Genomic DNA, 14799 nt, shown 5'->3' on the forward strand with positions numbered 1-14799 from the left:
CCAAGTTCATTAAGGAGCTTCTAATGGAACTTTCCGCACTAACTGCTATCTCTCCCGTAGACGGTCGTTATGGTAGTAAAACCGCCTCTCTTAGAGAGATTTTCAGCGAGTACGGCCTGACAAAATACCGTGTTCAAGTCGAAATTAACTGGTTAAAGCTGTTATCTAGCTGCCCAGAAATTGAAGAAGTTCCACCGTTTAGCGAGACTGCACTGGCGTTGCTTGATCAAATCAAAGACAACTTTAGTGAAGCAGACGCACAACGTGTAAAAACCATTGAAGCCACCACCAACCACGATGTTAAAGCGGTTGAGTATTTCATTAAAGAAAAGATTGCTGACAATGCAGAGCTTGTTGCTATTGACGAGTTCGTTCACTTTGCTTGTACATCAGAAGATATCAATAACCTATCACATGGCTTGATGTTACATGAAGCGCGCGAGCAGGTATTGGTACCTTATTGCCAAAAGATTGTTGATGCGATTAAGTCACTTGCCACTGAGTATCGCAGCGTGCCGCTGATGTCTCGTACTCACGGTCAACCCGCCTCTCCTTCAACACTAGGTAAAGAGATGGCAAACGTTGCTGTCCGTCTTGAGCGTCAGCTTAAGCAAATTAGTGATGTTGAAATTATGGGTAAGATTAACGGCGCAGTAGGTAACTATAATGCTCACCTTTCTGCCTACCCAGAGGTTGATTGGCACACCCTATCACAACGTTTTGTGACCAGCTTAGGTCTTAACTGGAACCCTTACACCACTCAAATTGAACCCCATGACTATATTGCGGAACTGTTTGATGCGGTAGCCCGTTTTAACACTGTACTGATTGACTTTGATCGTGACGTTTGGGGTTATATTGCACTGGGTCACTTCAAGCAAAAAACCGTTGCCGGTGAAATCGGTTCATCGACTATGCCGCACAAAGTTAACCCGATTGACTTTGAAAACTCTGAAGGTAATTTAGGTATCGCCAACGCCATAATGCAACACTTGGCGGCTAAATTGCCAGTGTCAAGATGGCAACGTGACCTGACCGATTCAACCGTATTACGTAATCTTGGTGTTGGTATGGCGCATTCATTGATTGCCTACCAGGCGACACTAAAAGGTATTGGCAAGCTTGAAGTCAATGAAGCGCACCTACGTGAAGAGTTAGACCAAAACTGGGAAGTATTGGCTGAGCCTGTACAAACGGTTATGCGTCGCTATGGTATCGAGAAGCCTTATGAGAAACTCAAAGAGCTGACTCGTGGTAAGCGTATTGATGGCGAGCAATTAGCTATCTTTATTGACAACCTAGCGTTGCCAGCCGAAGTTAAAGTTGAGCTGAAGAAGATGACCCCAGCTAACTACATTGGCCGTGCTGAAGCATCGGTTGATGAGTTGAAGTAATAACCTAGCTGGTTGACTTACTTTTAAAAGCGGTAGATTTCTACCGCTTTTTTATTTGCGTTTTGGAACCCAAGTCCATGTATCAATTAAATTTTAACGTCGGTGAATTTTTACAACACTACTGGCAAAAAAAGCCAGTCGTTATCAAGCAAGCCTTTAAAGACTTTAGCGACCCTATTACCGCCGAAGAACTTGCTGGTTTAGCCTGTGAAGAAGAGATAGCTTCAAGAGTCATTGTCACCGAGGACAACCAATGGCAAATCATTTCTGGACCAATAGAGGACTACAGTCCTTATGGTGAGCAGAATTGGCAACTGCTCGTTCAAGCAGTCAACCACTGGTTCCCTGATTCTATCCCACTGGTCGAAGCCTTTCGATTCATACCAGACTGGCGCTTTGATGATCTGATGGTGTCCTACGCTACCCCTGGTGGCGGTGTCGGACCACACATAGATAACTATGATGTATTTTTACTGCAAGGCAGTGGTTCTAGACACTGGAAAGTGGGAGATATTGGTGAGTACCGCGCGCGAAATGGAGATTCACATACAGCGTTAATTGACGATTTCGAGCCTATGCTTGAAGTGGTTTTAGAGCAAGGCGACATGCTTTATATTCCCCCTGGCTACCCCCATTGTGCCAAAACGCTCACGACAGCATTAAGTTATTCCATTGGATTTAGAGCCCCAAGTCAGCAGGAATTATTTAGTAGCCTTGCCGACCATCTCATTGACCAAAATAGCGGTCTAACTCGCTTCACTTCAACATCTGAGCCTGAGACGCCGAGCCTCATCAGTGACGAGCATCAGTCAGATCTTAAAGCCATGTTGTGCCAGCTGCTTGAATCGCAAGACACGATGCAACCAATACTGGGACAACTGTTGAGCCAAAATCGTTTTGAACTAGATGTATGTCCGCCAGAGCAGTCTTACACCATAGCAGAACTGCGCGAGGCTCTGGAACAAGGGGCCAGATTATGCCGCTGTGGTGGACTAAAAATTATCGAACTTGAAAATGATCCACTCAATCGGTTATTTATTGACGGCCAAACCTTTCAACTACCGCCTCATCTTTCGCAGCAACGCCGCGTGTTAAGTGAAAATATTAATCTTAGCCGCCAGCAAACAAATCTATTACTTGAAGAACCTGAAATAGCCACACTCATTATTGAACTGATTAATACAGGTTACCTTTACCTGTCAGAGTAATAGAAGTTGCTTTAGTGACAAATCTAAAAACTAAAAAGGCACCCTAAGGTGCCTTTTTCACATCTTTACTGATTAGCCCCAAAGCTTATCATCGCTTTGAATTTGATAAAGACTCTCTGCACGTGACACTAACAAGTTTGCAAATTGAGCTTGAGTTGGGTCTTTGGTCGCGCCAGATTGAACCAAGTTTTCAGCTTTCATTTGCCACATCATCGAGAAATGACGTAATGCTTCGCGCGCGGTAGCTGCCACTTTCACGTCAACATAATCTGAAGGGAGATCGCCTGACATAACCCAATAGGTTTTCTTGGTTGGTTGCTTAGATTCAATTTTCCAAACCGCCACATAAGGCGCTAAATAACGGCATTCATCAACTAAAACATTACTAGGGATCACGCCTTTTTCTGCCAAAAAACGATTGGCTTTTTGGTAATGTTCCTTGATCCACTGCTGGCGCAGTTCCTCTTGTTTTTGTGCTTCTTCTGGGGTGAGTTCGACTGCTTGCTCCGCCATACTTCTTCCTAATCTTATTGTTATAAACTGTTTAGATCTGTGTCGTGCTAGCGCAAGATGATGAATAAAACAACGATCAAATTGACGTTAACGTAAAGTGGAAACCAAAATTGCCACACCGATCACATTTAATCCAAATCTTTACTTTGTTGAGAGTATCGCTAAATGCTATCGTTCTGCAATAAATATAACAAGCCGTCATACATGGCTAAATAAGCCAATTGACGATTAAATTCCCACAGTGGAGAAAAAGTACGTGGCAGTATTCAATCATATTTCATTTGACGACCATGAACAGATCGTCTTTTGCCAAGATAAAGCAAGCGGTTTAAAAGCAATCGTCGCAATCCATAATACCAACCTAGGCCCTGCGGTCGGTGGTTGCAGAATGTGGAATTACGATTCTGACGATGAAGCGCTCAATGATGTGCTGAGACTATCTCGCGGTATGACATACAAAAACGCACTCGCTGGCTTGGCCATGGGCGGCGGAAAGTCAGTCATTATTGCCGATCCAAAGACCACAGACAGAGAAGCGCTTTTCCGCGCATTTGGCCGCTGCATTCATACATTAGGCGGCAAATACTATTCTGCAGAAGACGTAGGCGTTTCAACCAGTGATATTATGATTGCCCACCAAGAAACGCCATACATGGCGGGCTTGGAAGGTAAAAGTGGTGATCCATCACCATTTACTGCCCTTGGCACCTACTTAGGCATTAAAGCAGCGGTTAAACACCAACGCGGTCTAGACAGCCTTAAAGGCCTTAAAATTTCTGTACAGGGCGTAGGCCATGTAGGTTACTATTTATGCCGTCACCTTCATGAGGAAGGCGCTGAGTTGATTGTAACCGACATTCATCAATCGTCACTGGACAGAGTGGCAACTGAGTTTGGTGCAACGATTGTCGCGCCACAAGATATCTATCATCAAGACGTCGATGTATATGCGCCGTGCGCATTGGGCGCTACCATCAATGACAGTACGCTTCCGGTTATCAAAGCAACCATAGTTGCCGGCTGTGCAAACAATCAGTTAGCTGAGCCGCGCCATGGTGAAAAACTTAAAGAGCTGGGCATACTCTACGCACCTGACTATGTGATTAATGCCGGTGGTATTATCAATGTCTCTTTTGAAAACGACTATGATGCCGCAGCTTCAACCAAGAAAGTTGAAGAGATTTATAACACCCTATTAAAAATCTTCACTCTTTCGGACGAGCAAAATCGCACTACCGCAGAGGTAGCCGATGAACTCGCTAAACAGATAATAGAATCTGCAAAATAAGCTTATTAAGCCGTCAAAAAATTAAAGCCAAAACATTTTTGTTTTGGCTTTTTTATACAAAAATTTATTTTTCCTTTGCCAGCAACCAGATAGTATTTAGACACAGTTTTTTCATTAAACCGTACTGGAAAATGTCATATTCCTCTGCTTGAATTACACTCTCCAAGCACCAACAGGGAGTCAGTATGGTCAGCTTCAAGTACGATCTTAATCAAGACTTTATCGAATTACAGGCAAGTAATTGGAGTGGTTTAGAGCGTGTGTTTGTTAACGGTAAAATGGTGTCCAAGAAGCTCAATTTCAGCAAAAACAGCGAACACCACTTTCAGTTAGAGAATGGAACTTCTTGTAAGTTTCAACTACTTATCGATCCAAATACTGAACAACTCATTTGTCGAGTATTTAAGAAAAACAACCTAGTGACAAGTTTAAAGCAAGGTAAAGACAACCTACTGGCCAGTCAGCATGCAATGCAAGGGATGATATTGGTTAGCAGTTTGGCGGTATTTGGACTACTCGTTATCAGCTAAAAGCACATCACAAACTTCAACAAGCTAACAAAGGGTTAGCTTGTTGGCTTCAATGCATACCATTTGACTTTGTTGATAATTGCCGCTGCCCGCGGTAACCGTGGTAATCGCCAGTTTTTGTCGATACTCACCATTTTCTATTAGTACAGCATTCAAAATCGTGCCATCTCTAGACAGGCTAATCGCTTCGACGAAATCCCCGACATTCAGGTCTCGATAAAGCTTAACGCTCATACTCCCAATAGAGCGAGGCTCTAATCGTCCTTCTGAAAGCACGATTGACTGGCCATTAGCCAAATTAAATGATTTTGCATATACCCCTTGCTCAACCACTGAGGCCTGAGATACTGGTTTAGGCGTACTGCGATTAACATTAACGGAACAGGCGCAGAGCGCACCACTAACTAACATCATCAACCAAGACTTATAATTCATGTTCTCGACCTGCTTATCTTCCCTATCGACCTTCTGATACTTTACGGTTTGTCTGGCTGCTGAATTCTATTTAACACCGCAATGAAGCTCTGGCGCTCATCATCACTCAAAGCTGATAAAAATCGCTCATTGATTCGCTCTGCTTCACGCACCAGATCTTGCTCAAGTGCTTTACCGTTATCGGTAAGGAATATTTTAAATGCGCGACGATTATCCGCTTCTTGATGACGAGTAATAAGCTTTTGTTGCTGTAGCTGGTCAAGCAGTCTTGTCATTGTGTAGTTGGCAACATCACAACGTTTTGACAACTCAGTCTGAGTCACGCCCTCTTCTTGCCATAGACTAAACAAGACAGGCCATAACTTGATATCTAATTGGTAGCGTTTAAGGCGTTGGTCCAACGCATCTTGAAGTTCATTATTCAAATGCGAAACCAGATAGCCTAAGCTTTCATGTTGTTTCAATGCTAACCTCCAAATGAACTCGCACCTTAAGTTAATACTACCACTTGAACAGTAAGAAACTAGACGTTGACGTAACAAATTGTATTCATGTTTAGCTAAATTAGCCTGGGTACTTCGGCAGGCTATTGGCCAACTAGCAGAAATTGTTCAATAAAACGGTAATAACAACTACGAGCAAGCTTAGCAGGTAGATCATTTGGAAGGATTAATTTTATTTCACTATCGGTGACAATAAATTCGGAAACACTCGGCACTTGCCACTGTCGCTTTACAGAGCTCGTTACAGTGAAGACTCCTTGTTCATCGACATCATAGTCAACGATTAAAAATGGATACTGCTCAACATCAACTAAACAACGCTCAACTGGCGTCTGCAAACAATAACCAACATCATCAGCACGGTTGACTAAAATCGTTGCAAATAAACAAGCAAATTTATTCGGCAAAGGCGATGATTGATAAAACCACTGCCCTCGCCTATCGATATGAAACAGCACTTGATCATCACACAACCCCACGGAGTGAGAAAACTGTGTCAGTGCTGATTGCACATCTTGATCATTAGCCATTCACCAGCCCTAGTAATGCTTCAACCGGATGCTTGGGTTTGAAGCCACCAAAACGCTTAACTTGGCTGCGGCAAGAGTAACCGGAAACCAAAATCTTATCTTGCGGCAGAGAGCTAATCGTTTCATCCCATGACATCTCATACAACGTTTGTGACCGTGCCAGGTTATCTGATTCATGACCATAAGTACCGGCCATCCCACAGCAGCCTAGACTAACTGTATTAAGCTTAGCACCAAAGTGAGCAAAGATTTGTTGCCATTCACTTGCAGTCTTTGGTTTTGCCGTTGACTCAGTGCAATGACTAATCCAAGTGTAGGCTTCACCTGCTTGATCTACATCGACAGGTTTGGGCAAATTTTCAATGGCTGACAATAGCCATTCATTGGCTAACTGTACATGAAACTCACCACGCTGCTTGCCTAATGCATGCTGATACTCATCTCGATAACAAAGCACCATCGCTGGATCAATACCGACCATCGGCATGTTTAATGCAAAGACCTGATTGAGAAAATCAGCACTTGATTGTGCAGTCTTCGCAAACTTGTCTAAGAAACCTTTAATATGTATTGGTTTGCCATTAGGTTTAAAGGGCAATAACACTGGCTTATAGCCAAGCTTTTCAATCAGCTTAATAAAATGATAAACGGTACCCGACTCATAAAAACTATTAAATGGATCTTGTACCACCAACACATACTGGCTGCGTTCATCTGTAGGAATAGCTTTTAAAGCCTCGAGATCATAACCACGACAAGCATGTCCATCTAACCTTTGCTTTAAGGTAGGCACAGACAAGGCTGGCGAGTCGACATAACCTAAGGATTTTTTGATCACCCACTGACTGAGCTTGTTTTGTGATACTAAATTCGTCGCCTTAGGCATCATCGCCATGTATGGCAGCGCATCTTCAATACCCGCAACCAAATAATCTTTTGCTGGACGTAGGTAACGTTGATAATAAATATTAAAGAACTCCGCTCTAAATTTAGGCACATCCACTTTAACAGGGCATTGGGCACTACACGCTTTACAAGCCAAACATCCCTTTAATGACGCCATAACTTCATGGGAATAATCGTATTCGCGCTCTTTTTTGAGCGTATTTTGTGTCCGCTGCAACCAACCTAATGGTTTGGATTTTGCCAGTGCTTCCACATCGACATTTTCAGCTTCAAGTAACCTTAACCATTCGCGCATCAAGCCTGCTCGCCCTTTTGGCGAGTGAATACGATCGCCAGTGACTTTAAACGACGGACACATGGGCGAATAGGCACTGTAATTAAAACACAAGCCATTGCCGTTACAGTTCATCACATCGGGAAACGCTTCGCGGGTGGTAATGGGGATTTGCCGATCAAAAGCACCGCGCTTGGTACTATCGACATTGTATTGCAACTCACCTGCGTCTAGAGGCGCAACTAACTTGCCGGGGTTAAGTTTATTATGTGGGTCAAACAAGGTCTTAATCTGACGCAGGCTTTGATATAAGGTTTCGCCAAACACAGCTGGACCGTACTCCCCGCGCACCCCTTTACCATGCTCACCCCACATCAAACCGCCATACTTTAGTGTCAGTGCAGCAACTTGATCAGAGATAGTCTTTAGCAAACGTTCATCTTGTGGATCACACATGTCCAAAGCCGGACGAACATGTAATACCCCTGCATCTACATGGCCAAACATACCGTATTGCAGTTGATGACTGTCGAGCAGCGCACGGAACTCCATGATAAAGTCAGCCAACTTCTCTGGCGGTACCGCAGTATCTTCAGCAAAAGCAATTGGTTTACGATGCCCTTTCGTTGCCCCAAGCAAACCCACGGCCTTTTTTCGCATCGCATAAATGGTATTGATACTCGCTTTATCCGCAGTGACTTGATAGCCCAGCAGCCCAGCATCTTCTTCGCCAAGTTGCTTATCCAACATCGCAGTTAAATTTGCCACACGCTGTTCAACATCTTGGCTGTCACCGGCAAATTCGACCATATTTAGGCCGTCAATGACCTTACCAGGTACATCTTTAATGAGTGCCGATACCGAATGCCAAATAATGTCCTGTTGCGCTAAGTTAAGTACCTTAGAGTCGATGGTTTCGACCACTGTGGCATTGGCTTTAACTAAATCGGGTGCATGACGCAGTGCCGACTCAAACGAGTCGTACTTAATATTCACCATCATTCTGCTGCTTGGCAGCGGGGTGATATCTAACTTGGCCTCTGTGATAACCGCTAATGTGCCTTCAGAGCCCGCAAGAATACGCGATAGATTAAAATGACTCAGCGTTTCATCCCAAACATTCTTTAAATCGTAACCGGTAAGAAAACGGTTGAGTTTGGGAAAGCGCGACTCAATCTCTTCACGCTGTGCTAGCGTCAGGGCACTAACAGCTTGCTGCAGTTTTGCCGCGCTGCCGCTAGTTTTCTCATCAAGTTCTGCAGCCAATGTGTCACGGCTGATACTATCAGTTTCCAAAACAGTACCATCGTGCATAACACTCGTCAGCGCTAAAACATGATCCGATGTTTTTCCGTAAACCAATGACCCTGCGCCCGAGGCGTCAGTATTAATCATGCCGCCTAATGTGGCACGATTTGAGGTTGACAAGTCGGGACTAAAAAAGAACCCATGTGGACGCAATGCGTCATTTAATGCATCTTTAACGACCCCAGCTTCCACCTTAACCCAGCGTTCCTCGGCATTAATCTCTATCACACGATTCATGTAGCGCGACATATCCAAAATGATGCCGTGGGTAAGTGACTGACCATTAGTGCCTGTTCCACCGCCACGGGCGCTAAACACCACTGATTTAAAATCTGGGTGGGAAGCCATTTTCATCACTAATCTAACATCAGCTTGGGTTTTCGGGTAAACCACCGCTTGAGGCAAAAATTGATAAACTGAATTATCGGTTGCTTGCGCTAACCTTGCGCTGTAGCGCTTATCAATGTCACCGGTAAACTGACTGCTAGCCAAAGAGTCTAAAAACTGCAGATAAATTGGCTCTAACGTTTGTTGATGCGATAGCTTAGGGAGCATGTTGGTGTCTAATGTCGTCATTTTTGGATTTATGCAGCCATTATAAACAAAAAAAAGCCGCTAAAAAGCGGCTTTTTTGAGATTAGCTTATTCTTTTTAAAGAATAATTAACCGTGTTCTTTACCTAGGTATAACCAAGTGTCAATCACAGTGTCAGGGTTTAGTGACACAGTATCAATACCTTGCTCTACTAACCAAGCTGCAAAGTCCGCATGATCTGAAGGACCTTGACCACAGATACCCACATAAGCACCTTTGTCTTTAGCCGCTTTAATTGCCATCGCTAGTAGCGCTTTAACCGCTTCATTACGCTCATCGAACAAGTGGCTAATGATGCCTGAATCACGGTCGAGACCAAGTGTCAGCTGAGTTAAGTCATTAGAACCGATTGAGAAGCCATCAAAGTGCTCAAGGAACTGGTCAGCTAGCAGTGCATTTGATGGTAGTTCACACATCATAATCACGCGTAGACCATCTTTACCACGCTCTAAGCCTTGCTCTTTTAGCAGTTCAATCACTTGCTCTGCTTCACCTAAGGTACGAACGAAAGGAATCATGATCTCAACATTGGTCAAGCCCATCTCATTGCGTACACGCTTAATGGCTTCACATTCAAGTGCAAAACAATCACGGAACGATTCAGAGATGTAACGACTCGCACCACGGAAACCAAGCATTGGGTTCTCTTCTTCTGGCTCGTAGTGCTCACCACCAACAAGGTTGGCATATTCGTTAGACTTAAAGTCAGACATACGCACAATCACTTTCTTCGGATGGAAAGCTGATGCGATGGTAGCAATACCTTCAACTAGGCGCGATACATAGTACTCAACAGGTGAGTCGTATCCAGCAATCATCTCATGGATTTCTTGCTGTAGCGCGGCATCTTGTTGGTTGAACTCAAGCAGTGCTTTAGGGTGAATACCGATCATACGGTTAATGATGAACTCAAGACGCGCTAGGCCAACCCCTTCATTTGGAAGACGAGCAAAATCGAATGCACGATCTGGGTTACCCACGTTCATCATGATCTTCATTGGCAATTCAGGCATTGAATCAACACGAGAAGACATCACTTCGAACTCTTGAACACCATCATAAATAAAGCCAGTGTCACCTTCAGCACAAGATACAGTCACTTGCTGGCCATTCTGGATTCGGTCTGTCACATCGCCACAGCCTACAACCGCTGGAACACCAAGTTCACGAGCGATAATCGCAGCGTGACAAGTACGGCCACCACGATTGGTCACAATCGCGCTAGCACGCTTCATGATTGGCTCCCAATCAGGGTCAGTCATGTCTGTGACTAGAACATCACCTTCTTTGATTTGGTCCATATCATCAATTGATGCCAAAACCTTAGCAACACCGCTACCAATCTTATGACCAATAGCACGGCCTTCACTGACAACCTCGCCTTTAGTCTTAAGGTTGTAACGCTCAATCAATTGCACATCTTCACGAGAGCGAACTGTCTCTGGACGCGCTTGAACAATATACAACTTGCCGTCGTTACCATCTTTAGCCCATTCGATGTCCATTGGACGACCGTAATGTTTTTCGATGATCATCGCTTGCTTAGCAAGTTCTTGTACTTCAGCATCATTGATTGAGAATTGACGACGGTTATCAGCCGGCACATCTTCAATCTTAACTTGTTTACCGTGGCTAGTATCATCCGAGTAAACCATCTGGATAAGCTTGCTACCGATATTACGGCGGACAACCGCTTTATGACCGGCGGTTAAGCTAGGCTTATGCACATAGAACTCATCTGGGTTAACGGCGCCTTGTACAACCATTTCACCTAGACCGAATGATGAAGTAATAAATACCACGTCATTGTTACCTGATTCTGTGTCCATGGTGAACATAACACCAGAAGCAGCAGTATCAGAACGCACCATGCGCTGCACACCAGCAGAAAGCGCTACGCCTTTATGGTCGTAACCTTGGTGTACACGGTAAGAGATAGCACGGTCGTTAAATAGCGAAGCAAAAACGTGCTTGATAGCAACAAGGACTGAGTCATAACCTTTCACATTCAAGAATGTTTCTTGTTGACCAGCAAATGAAGCATCAGGCATATCTTCTGCAGTTGCTGAAGAGCGAACAGCAAAAGAAGCGTCATTTGTTTCAGAGGAAAGCTTGTCATACGACTCACGTACAACCTGCTCAAATTCAGGGTGGAACGGGGTGTCAATCACCCACTGTCTAATCTGTGCACCGGCTGTAGCGAGTGCGTTCACGTCATCTACATCTAGAGATTCTAGAATATCGTATATCTTCTGGTTCAGTCCGCTTTGTTCAAGAAATTCGTTGAACGCAAAAGAGGTGGTCGCAAAGCCACCAGGTACTTGAACACCTGCATTAGCTAGATTGCTGATCATCTCCCCAAGAGAGGCATTCTTACCGCCCACCTTGTTGACGTCTCCCATGCCTAATTCTTGATACCAGAGTACATATTGCTGCACAGTTCTATCTCCGCAAGTTTATTTCAGTGTGGCCCCTTCACATGAGGGCAGCGGCATTTTACACTCCATCGCATCGAGCGTAAATCTATAATTTTATTTGTAATTTTATTACTACAAGAGGTCAAAATGTTACGTAAAGTCTTTTATATCTCAGATGGGACCGCGATCACAGCGGAAGTGTTTGGCCATGCAGTTCTCTCACAGTTTCCAGTTGAATTTGAATCACTTACAATTCCGTTCGTTGAAACAACCCAACGAGCTGAGCAAGTAAAGGCGCAAATAAATGATAGTTTTATTACAACAGGCGAACGCCCATTAGTTTTCCATTCCATCGTAAAACCAGAGATCCGAGACATTATTTATAGTAGTGAAGGCTTAGATCACGATTTTTTGAACACTTTTGTCGCGCCACTAGAAAAACAGCTGGGTGTAAAAGCTGCTCCAGTGCTTCATCGGACCCACGGCAAAGCCAATGACAGTTATGAAGCGCGAATCGATGCGATTAACTTTGCGATGGATAACGACGATGGCCAAACATTAAAGCACATAGATAAAGCAGATTTAGTCTTGCTTGGTGTTTCTCGTTGTGGCAAAACCCCAAGCAGCCTCTACCTTTCAATGCAGTTTGGTATAAAAGCAGCCAACTATCCTTTCATCGAAGATGACATGGATAACCTAAAATTACCGGAAGCACTGAAAAGGAATAAGAGCAAACTATTTGGTCTAACAATTGATCCTGTTCGTCTGCATGAAATCCGTCAAAGCCGAATGGAGAACAGCCGATACTCCTCATTGCGTCAATGCCGTATCGAAGTCAAAGAAGTCGAAATGATGTACAAACGTGAGCGTATTCCTTATGTGAACACCACCAATCATTCAGTAGAAGAGATAGCAACTAAGATACTTGACGTCACCGGTTTAGAACGTCATATGTTCTAACTTGGGCGGAAAACTGAGTAATTTTTGACGATTTTGTACAATTTACTGCACAGTTGCTTAAATTTTACAGCAAATTAGCTGGTTTAAGCACTGTGCTCACGCGTGCTATTGGTTATAATCCGAGGTAAGACGGCGAAATGCCTACACGATTGCTCGGTAGAATGAATGACCATTAAAACAGACGAACTCCGTACCACCCTGCTTTGCAAAGCAATTTCACCTGCAAAGTTGGCTGCTGAATATCCACTCACCCAAGAAGCTGCTGATTATCTAGTCCAGCAACGTCGTGAAGTAGAAGCAATTTTAACCGGTGAAGACAAGCGCTTACTGGTTATTATCGGCCCATGCTCGATCCATGACACTGTGGGTGCCATCGATTACGCTAAACGCTTAGCTAAGCTACATACTGAACTTAAAGATGACCTATGCATCTTAATGCGGGTCTATTTTGAAAAACCGCGCACCACAGTAGGTTGGAAAGGCCTTATCTCTGATCCCGATCTCGATGGCAGCTTTAACGCGAATAAAGGCTTACGTTTAGCGCGTGAATTACTGCAACAAATCACAGAGCTAAAACTACCTATTGCGACAGAGTTCCTCGATATGGTTAACGGCCAATACATCGCTGATCTTATTACTTGGGGCGCCGTGGGTGCGCGTACCACTGAAAGCCAAATTCACCGCGAAATGGCATCGGCACTGTCATGCCCAGTTGGATTTAAAAACGGTACCGACGGCAATATCAATATTGCTGTGGATGCAGTTCGCGCAGCCAAAGAGCCACATATTTTCTACTCCCCTGATAAAGACGGTGCCATGGCGGTATATCGTACAAGCGGTAACCCTTATGGCCACATTATTTTACGTGGGGGCAAACAGCCTAATTACCATGAAGCTGATGTGCAGGCTGCTGCCGACAAACTTAAGCAAGTAGGTGTATCACACCGCATGGTGGTTGACTTCAGCCATGGCAATAGCCAAAAACAACACAAGCAACAACTCAATGTTGCCAAAGATGTGATGCAGCAAATCGAATCTGGCTCCACAGCTATTGCCGGGATCATGGCAGAAAGTTTCATTGAAGAAGGTAATCAAAAAGTTGTCGCTGGTGAGCCTCTTTGTTACGGCAAGAGTATTACCGACGCTTGCCTGCACTGGCAAGACTCTGAGCAGCTTATCCGTGACTTAGCAAAATCATCACGCATCCGCATGGATAAACTCAGTAAATAAACTCAATGTTTAACTAAAAGGCCAGTATCAAAATACTGGCCTTTTTTATAGTTTCATATATTGCATAGCTTGATATGCTGATCAGCTTTAAGCTTTAGGGATCGCTTTCATCATTTTATCGAGCAAGATATCAAATCGCGATTGACGTTGCTTTGCGCTTTGTTCAAAGTCTGTAAAACCTTGCGCTAATACTCGCCAAACTGGTTGAATTTGATTGGGATTAAATACCGCTATCAATACCGAACCTTTCTCATACTTGTCATGATCGACATTTTTGGTCGACAACCCTGGCACTAAGCCCGCCCTTTTCATGATCTCGGCATCACTCATCTCTGCTTCCAATGCAAGACCATAACCAATTAACATCGCAGGCGAAGAAGACAAGCCTACTCGCTGGTAGCCTTTTTCAGTCATGACTTGATCAATCGCTTGCTGCACATGGGCTTTTACGGCGGCTTGATCAATGCGGTCATCGGCAACAACATTATCAACCGATGGATGCCACGCATAAGTATTTTTCTGATGTGATACCATACTGAGATCACCACTGGTCACCATGGTGGTGCGAGACAATGGATTATCTACTGTGTCTTGGCTAGCACAGCCCACTGTCATCATCAGCGCAGCCGCTGCTAAATATCTCTTCATCATAAACTCATCGTTTCCTTTATTTGATGATATCCCTAACTGGATGAACTTAATCTAACAA

At 44.1% G+C, this 14799-nt stretch carries 13 protein-coding genes; 6 read left to right on the forward strand and 7 right to left on the reverse strand.

The window, feature by feature from the left end:
• Nucleotides 1-23 precede the first annotated feature (23 nt).
• Together purB and ACHUFW_RS08220 are read left to right on the forward strand one after the other, a co-directional pair.
• Entirely contained in the window at nt 24-1394 is a 1371-nt protein-coding gene (purB, locus tag ACHUFW_RS08215; protein WP_394202092.1) for an adenylosuccinate lyase, read from the forward strand.
• A 77-nt stretch (nt 1395-1471) separates the two neighbouring features.
• Nucleotides 1472-2602, forward strand: coding sequence for a ribosomal protein uL16 3-hydroxylase (locus ACHUFW_RS08220; protein WP_394202093.1), 1131 nt, complete (start codon nt 1472-1474; stop codon nt 2600-2602).
• A 72-nt stretch (nt 2603-2674) separates the two neighbouring features.
• Here ACHUFW_RS08220 and ACHUFW_RS08225 read toward each other — a convergent pair whose 3' ends face one another.
• Nucleotides 2675-3115: a DUF4826 family protein gene (locus ACHUFW_RS08225; protein ID WP_394202094.1), complete on the reverse strand. Its 441-nt coding sequence runs from the start codon at nt 3113-3115 to the stop codon at nt 2675-2677.
• 256 nt (nt 3116-3371) lie between these two features.
• Between ACHUFW_RS08225 and ACHUFW_RS08230 the strand changes: the two genes are divergently transcribed.
• Nucleotides 3372-4403 (forward strand): Leu/Phe/Val dehydrogenase, encoded by a 1032-nt coding sequence (locus ACHUFW_RS08230; RefSeq protein WP_394202096.1) that lies wholly within the window; start codon nt 3372-3374, stop codon nt 4401-4403.
• 185 nt (nt 4404-4588) lie between these two features.
• Entirely contained in the window at nt 4589-4933 is a 345-nt protein-coding gene (locus ACHUFW_RS08235) for a hypothetical protein (protein ID WP_394202098.1), read from the forward strand.
• 24 nt (nt 4934-4957) lie between these two features.
• Here ACHUFW_RS08235 and ACHUFW_RS08240 read toward each other — a convergent pair whose 3' ends face one another.
• From ACHUFW_RS08240 to ppsA, 5 genes are all read right to left on the reverse strand, one after another.
• Nucleotides 4958-5368, reverse strand: a complete 411-nt coding sequence (locus ACHUFW_RS08240; protein WP_394202099.1) for a PliI family lysozyme inhibitor of I-type lysozyme — start codon at nt 5366-5368, stop codon at nt 4958-4960.
• A 41-nt stretch (nt 5369-5409) separates the two neighbouring features.
• Nucleotides 5410-5832, reverse strand: a complete 423-nt coding sequence (locus tag ACHUFW_RS08245) for a MarR family winged helix-turn-helix transcriptional regulator (protein WP_394202101.1) — start codon at nt 5830-5832, stop codon at nt 5410-5412.
• 122 nt (nt 5833-5954) lie between these two features.
• Nucleotides 5955-6401, reverse strand: coding sequence for a DUF1285 domain-containing protein (locus tag ACHUFW_RS08250; protein WP_394202103.1), 447 nt, complete (start codon nt 6399-6401; stop codon nt 5955-5957).
• Nucleotides 6394-9444, reverse strand: a complete 3051-nt coding sequence (ydiJ, locus tag ACHUFW_RS08255) for a D-2-hydroxyglutarate dehydrogenase YdiJ (RefSeq protein ID WP_394202271.1) — start codon at nt 9442-9444, stop codon at nt 6394-6396. The genes ACHUFW_RS08250 and ydiJ overlap by 8 nt, the downstream gene beginning before the upstream one ends.
• Nucleotides 9445-9551: 107 nt before the next feature.
• Nucleotides 9552-11921, reverse strand: a complete 2370-nt coding sequence (gene ppsA, locus ACHUFW_RS08260; RefSeq protein ID WP_394202105.1) for a phosphoenolpyruvate synthase — start codon at nt 11919-11921, stop codon at nt 9552-9554.
• A 126-nt stretch (nt 11922-12047) separates the two neighbouring features.
• Here ppsA and ppsR point away from each other — a divergent pair, with 126 nt between their 5' ends.
• Both ppsR and ACHUFW_RS08270 read left to right on the forward strand, forming a co-directional pair.
• Nucleotides 12048-12860 carry a posphoenolpyruvate synthetase regulatory kinase/phosphorylase PpsR gene (ppsR, locus tag ACHUFW_RS08265; protein ID WP_394202106.1) on the forward strand — a complete coding sequence of 271 codons (813 nt, stop codon included), beginning with the start codon at nt 12048-12050 and terminating at the stop codon, nt 12858-12860.
• Between the two features lie 165 nt (nt 12861-13025).
• Entirely contained in the window at nt 13026-14090 is a 1065-nt protein-coding gene (locus ACHUFW_RS08270; RefSeq protein ID WP_394202107.1) for a 3-deoxy-7-phosphoheptulonate synthase, read from the forward strand.
• Nucleotides 14091-14177: 87 nt separating this feature from the next.
• Here the strand turns inward: ACHUFW_RS08270 and ACHUFW_RS08275 are convergent, their stop codons facing one another.
• The gene (locus ACHUFW_RS08275; RefSeq protein WP_394202109.1) at nt 14178-14741 is read right to left on the reverse strand and encodes a DUF4136 domain-containing protein; all 564 of its coding nucleotides are present in this window, start codon (nt 14739-14741) and stop codon (nt 14178-14180) included.
• Nucleotides 14742-14799: the final 58 nt, after the last annotated feature.

This window comes from Shewanella waksmanii, from assembly GCF_043643685.1.
Taxonomy (GTDB): Bacteria; Pseudomonadota; Gammaproteobacteria; order Enterobacterales; family Shewanellaceae; genus Shewanella; species Shewanella waksmanii_A.

Bases quoted from the DNA above. Each gene is read 5' to 3' on its own strand.
- ACHUFW_RS08225 (WP_394202094.1), bottom strand. From the start codon at position 3,115: ATGGCGGAGCAAGCAGTCGAACTCACCCCAGAAGAAGCACAAAAACAA.
- purB (WP_394202092.1), top strand. From the start codon at position 24: ATGGAACTTTCCGCACTAACTGCTATCTCTCCCGTAGACGGTCGTTAT.
- ydiJ (WP_394202271.1), bottom strand. From the start codon at position 9,444: ATGCTCCCTAAGCTATCGCATCAACAAACGTTAGAGCCAATTTATCTG.
- ACHUFW_RS08220 (WP_394202093.1), top strand. From the start codon at position 1,472: ATGTATCAATTAAATTTTAACGTCGGTGAATTTTTACAACACTACTGG.
- ACHUFW_RS08270 (WP_394202107.1), top strand. From the start codon at position 13,026: ATGACCATTAAAACAGACGAACTCCGTACCACCCTGCTTTGCAAAGCA.
- ACHUFW_RS08235 (WP_394202098.1), top strand. From the start codon at position 4,589: ATGGTCAGCTTCAAGTACGATCTTAATCAAGACTTTATCGAATTACAG.
- ACHUFW_RS08240 (WP_394202099.1), bottom strand. From the start codon at position 5,368: ATGAATTATAAGTCTTGGTTGATGATGTTAGTTAGTGGTGCGCTCTGC.
- ACHUFW_RS08275 (WP_394202109.1), bottom strand. From the start codon at position 14,741: ATGATGAAGAGATATTTAGCAGCGGCTGCGCTGATGATGACAGTGGGC.
- ppsR (WP_394202106.1), top strand. From the start codon at position 12,048: ATGTTACGTAAAGTCTTTTATATCTCAGATGGGACCGCGATCACAGCG.
- ACHUFW_RS08250 (WP_394202103.1), bottom strand. From the start codon at position 6,401: ATGGCTAATGATCAAGATGTGCAATCAGCACTGACACAGTTTTCTCAC.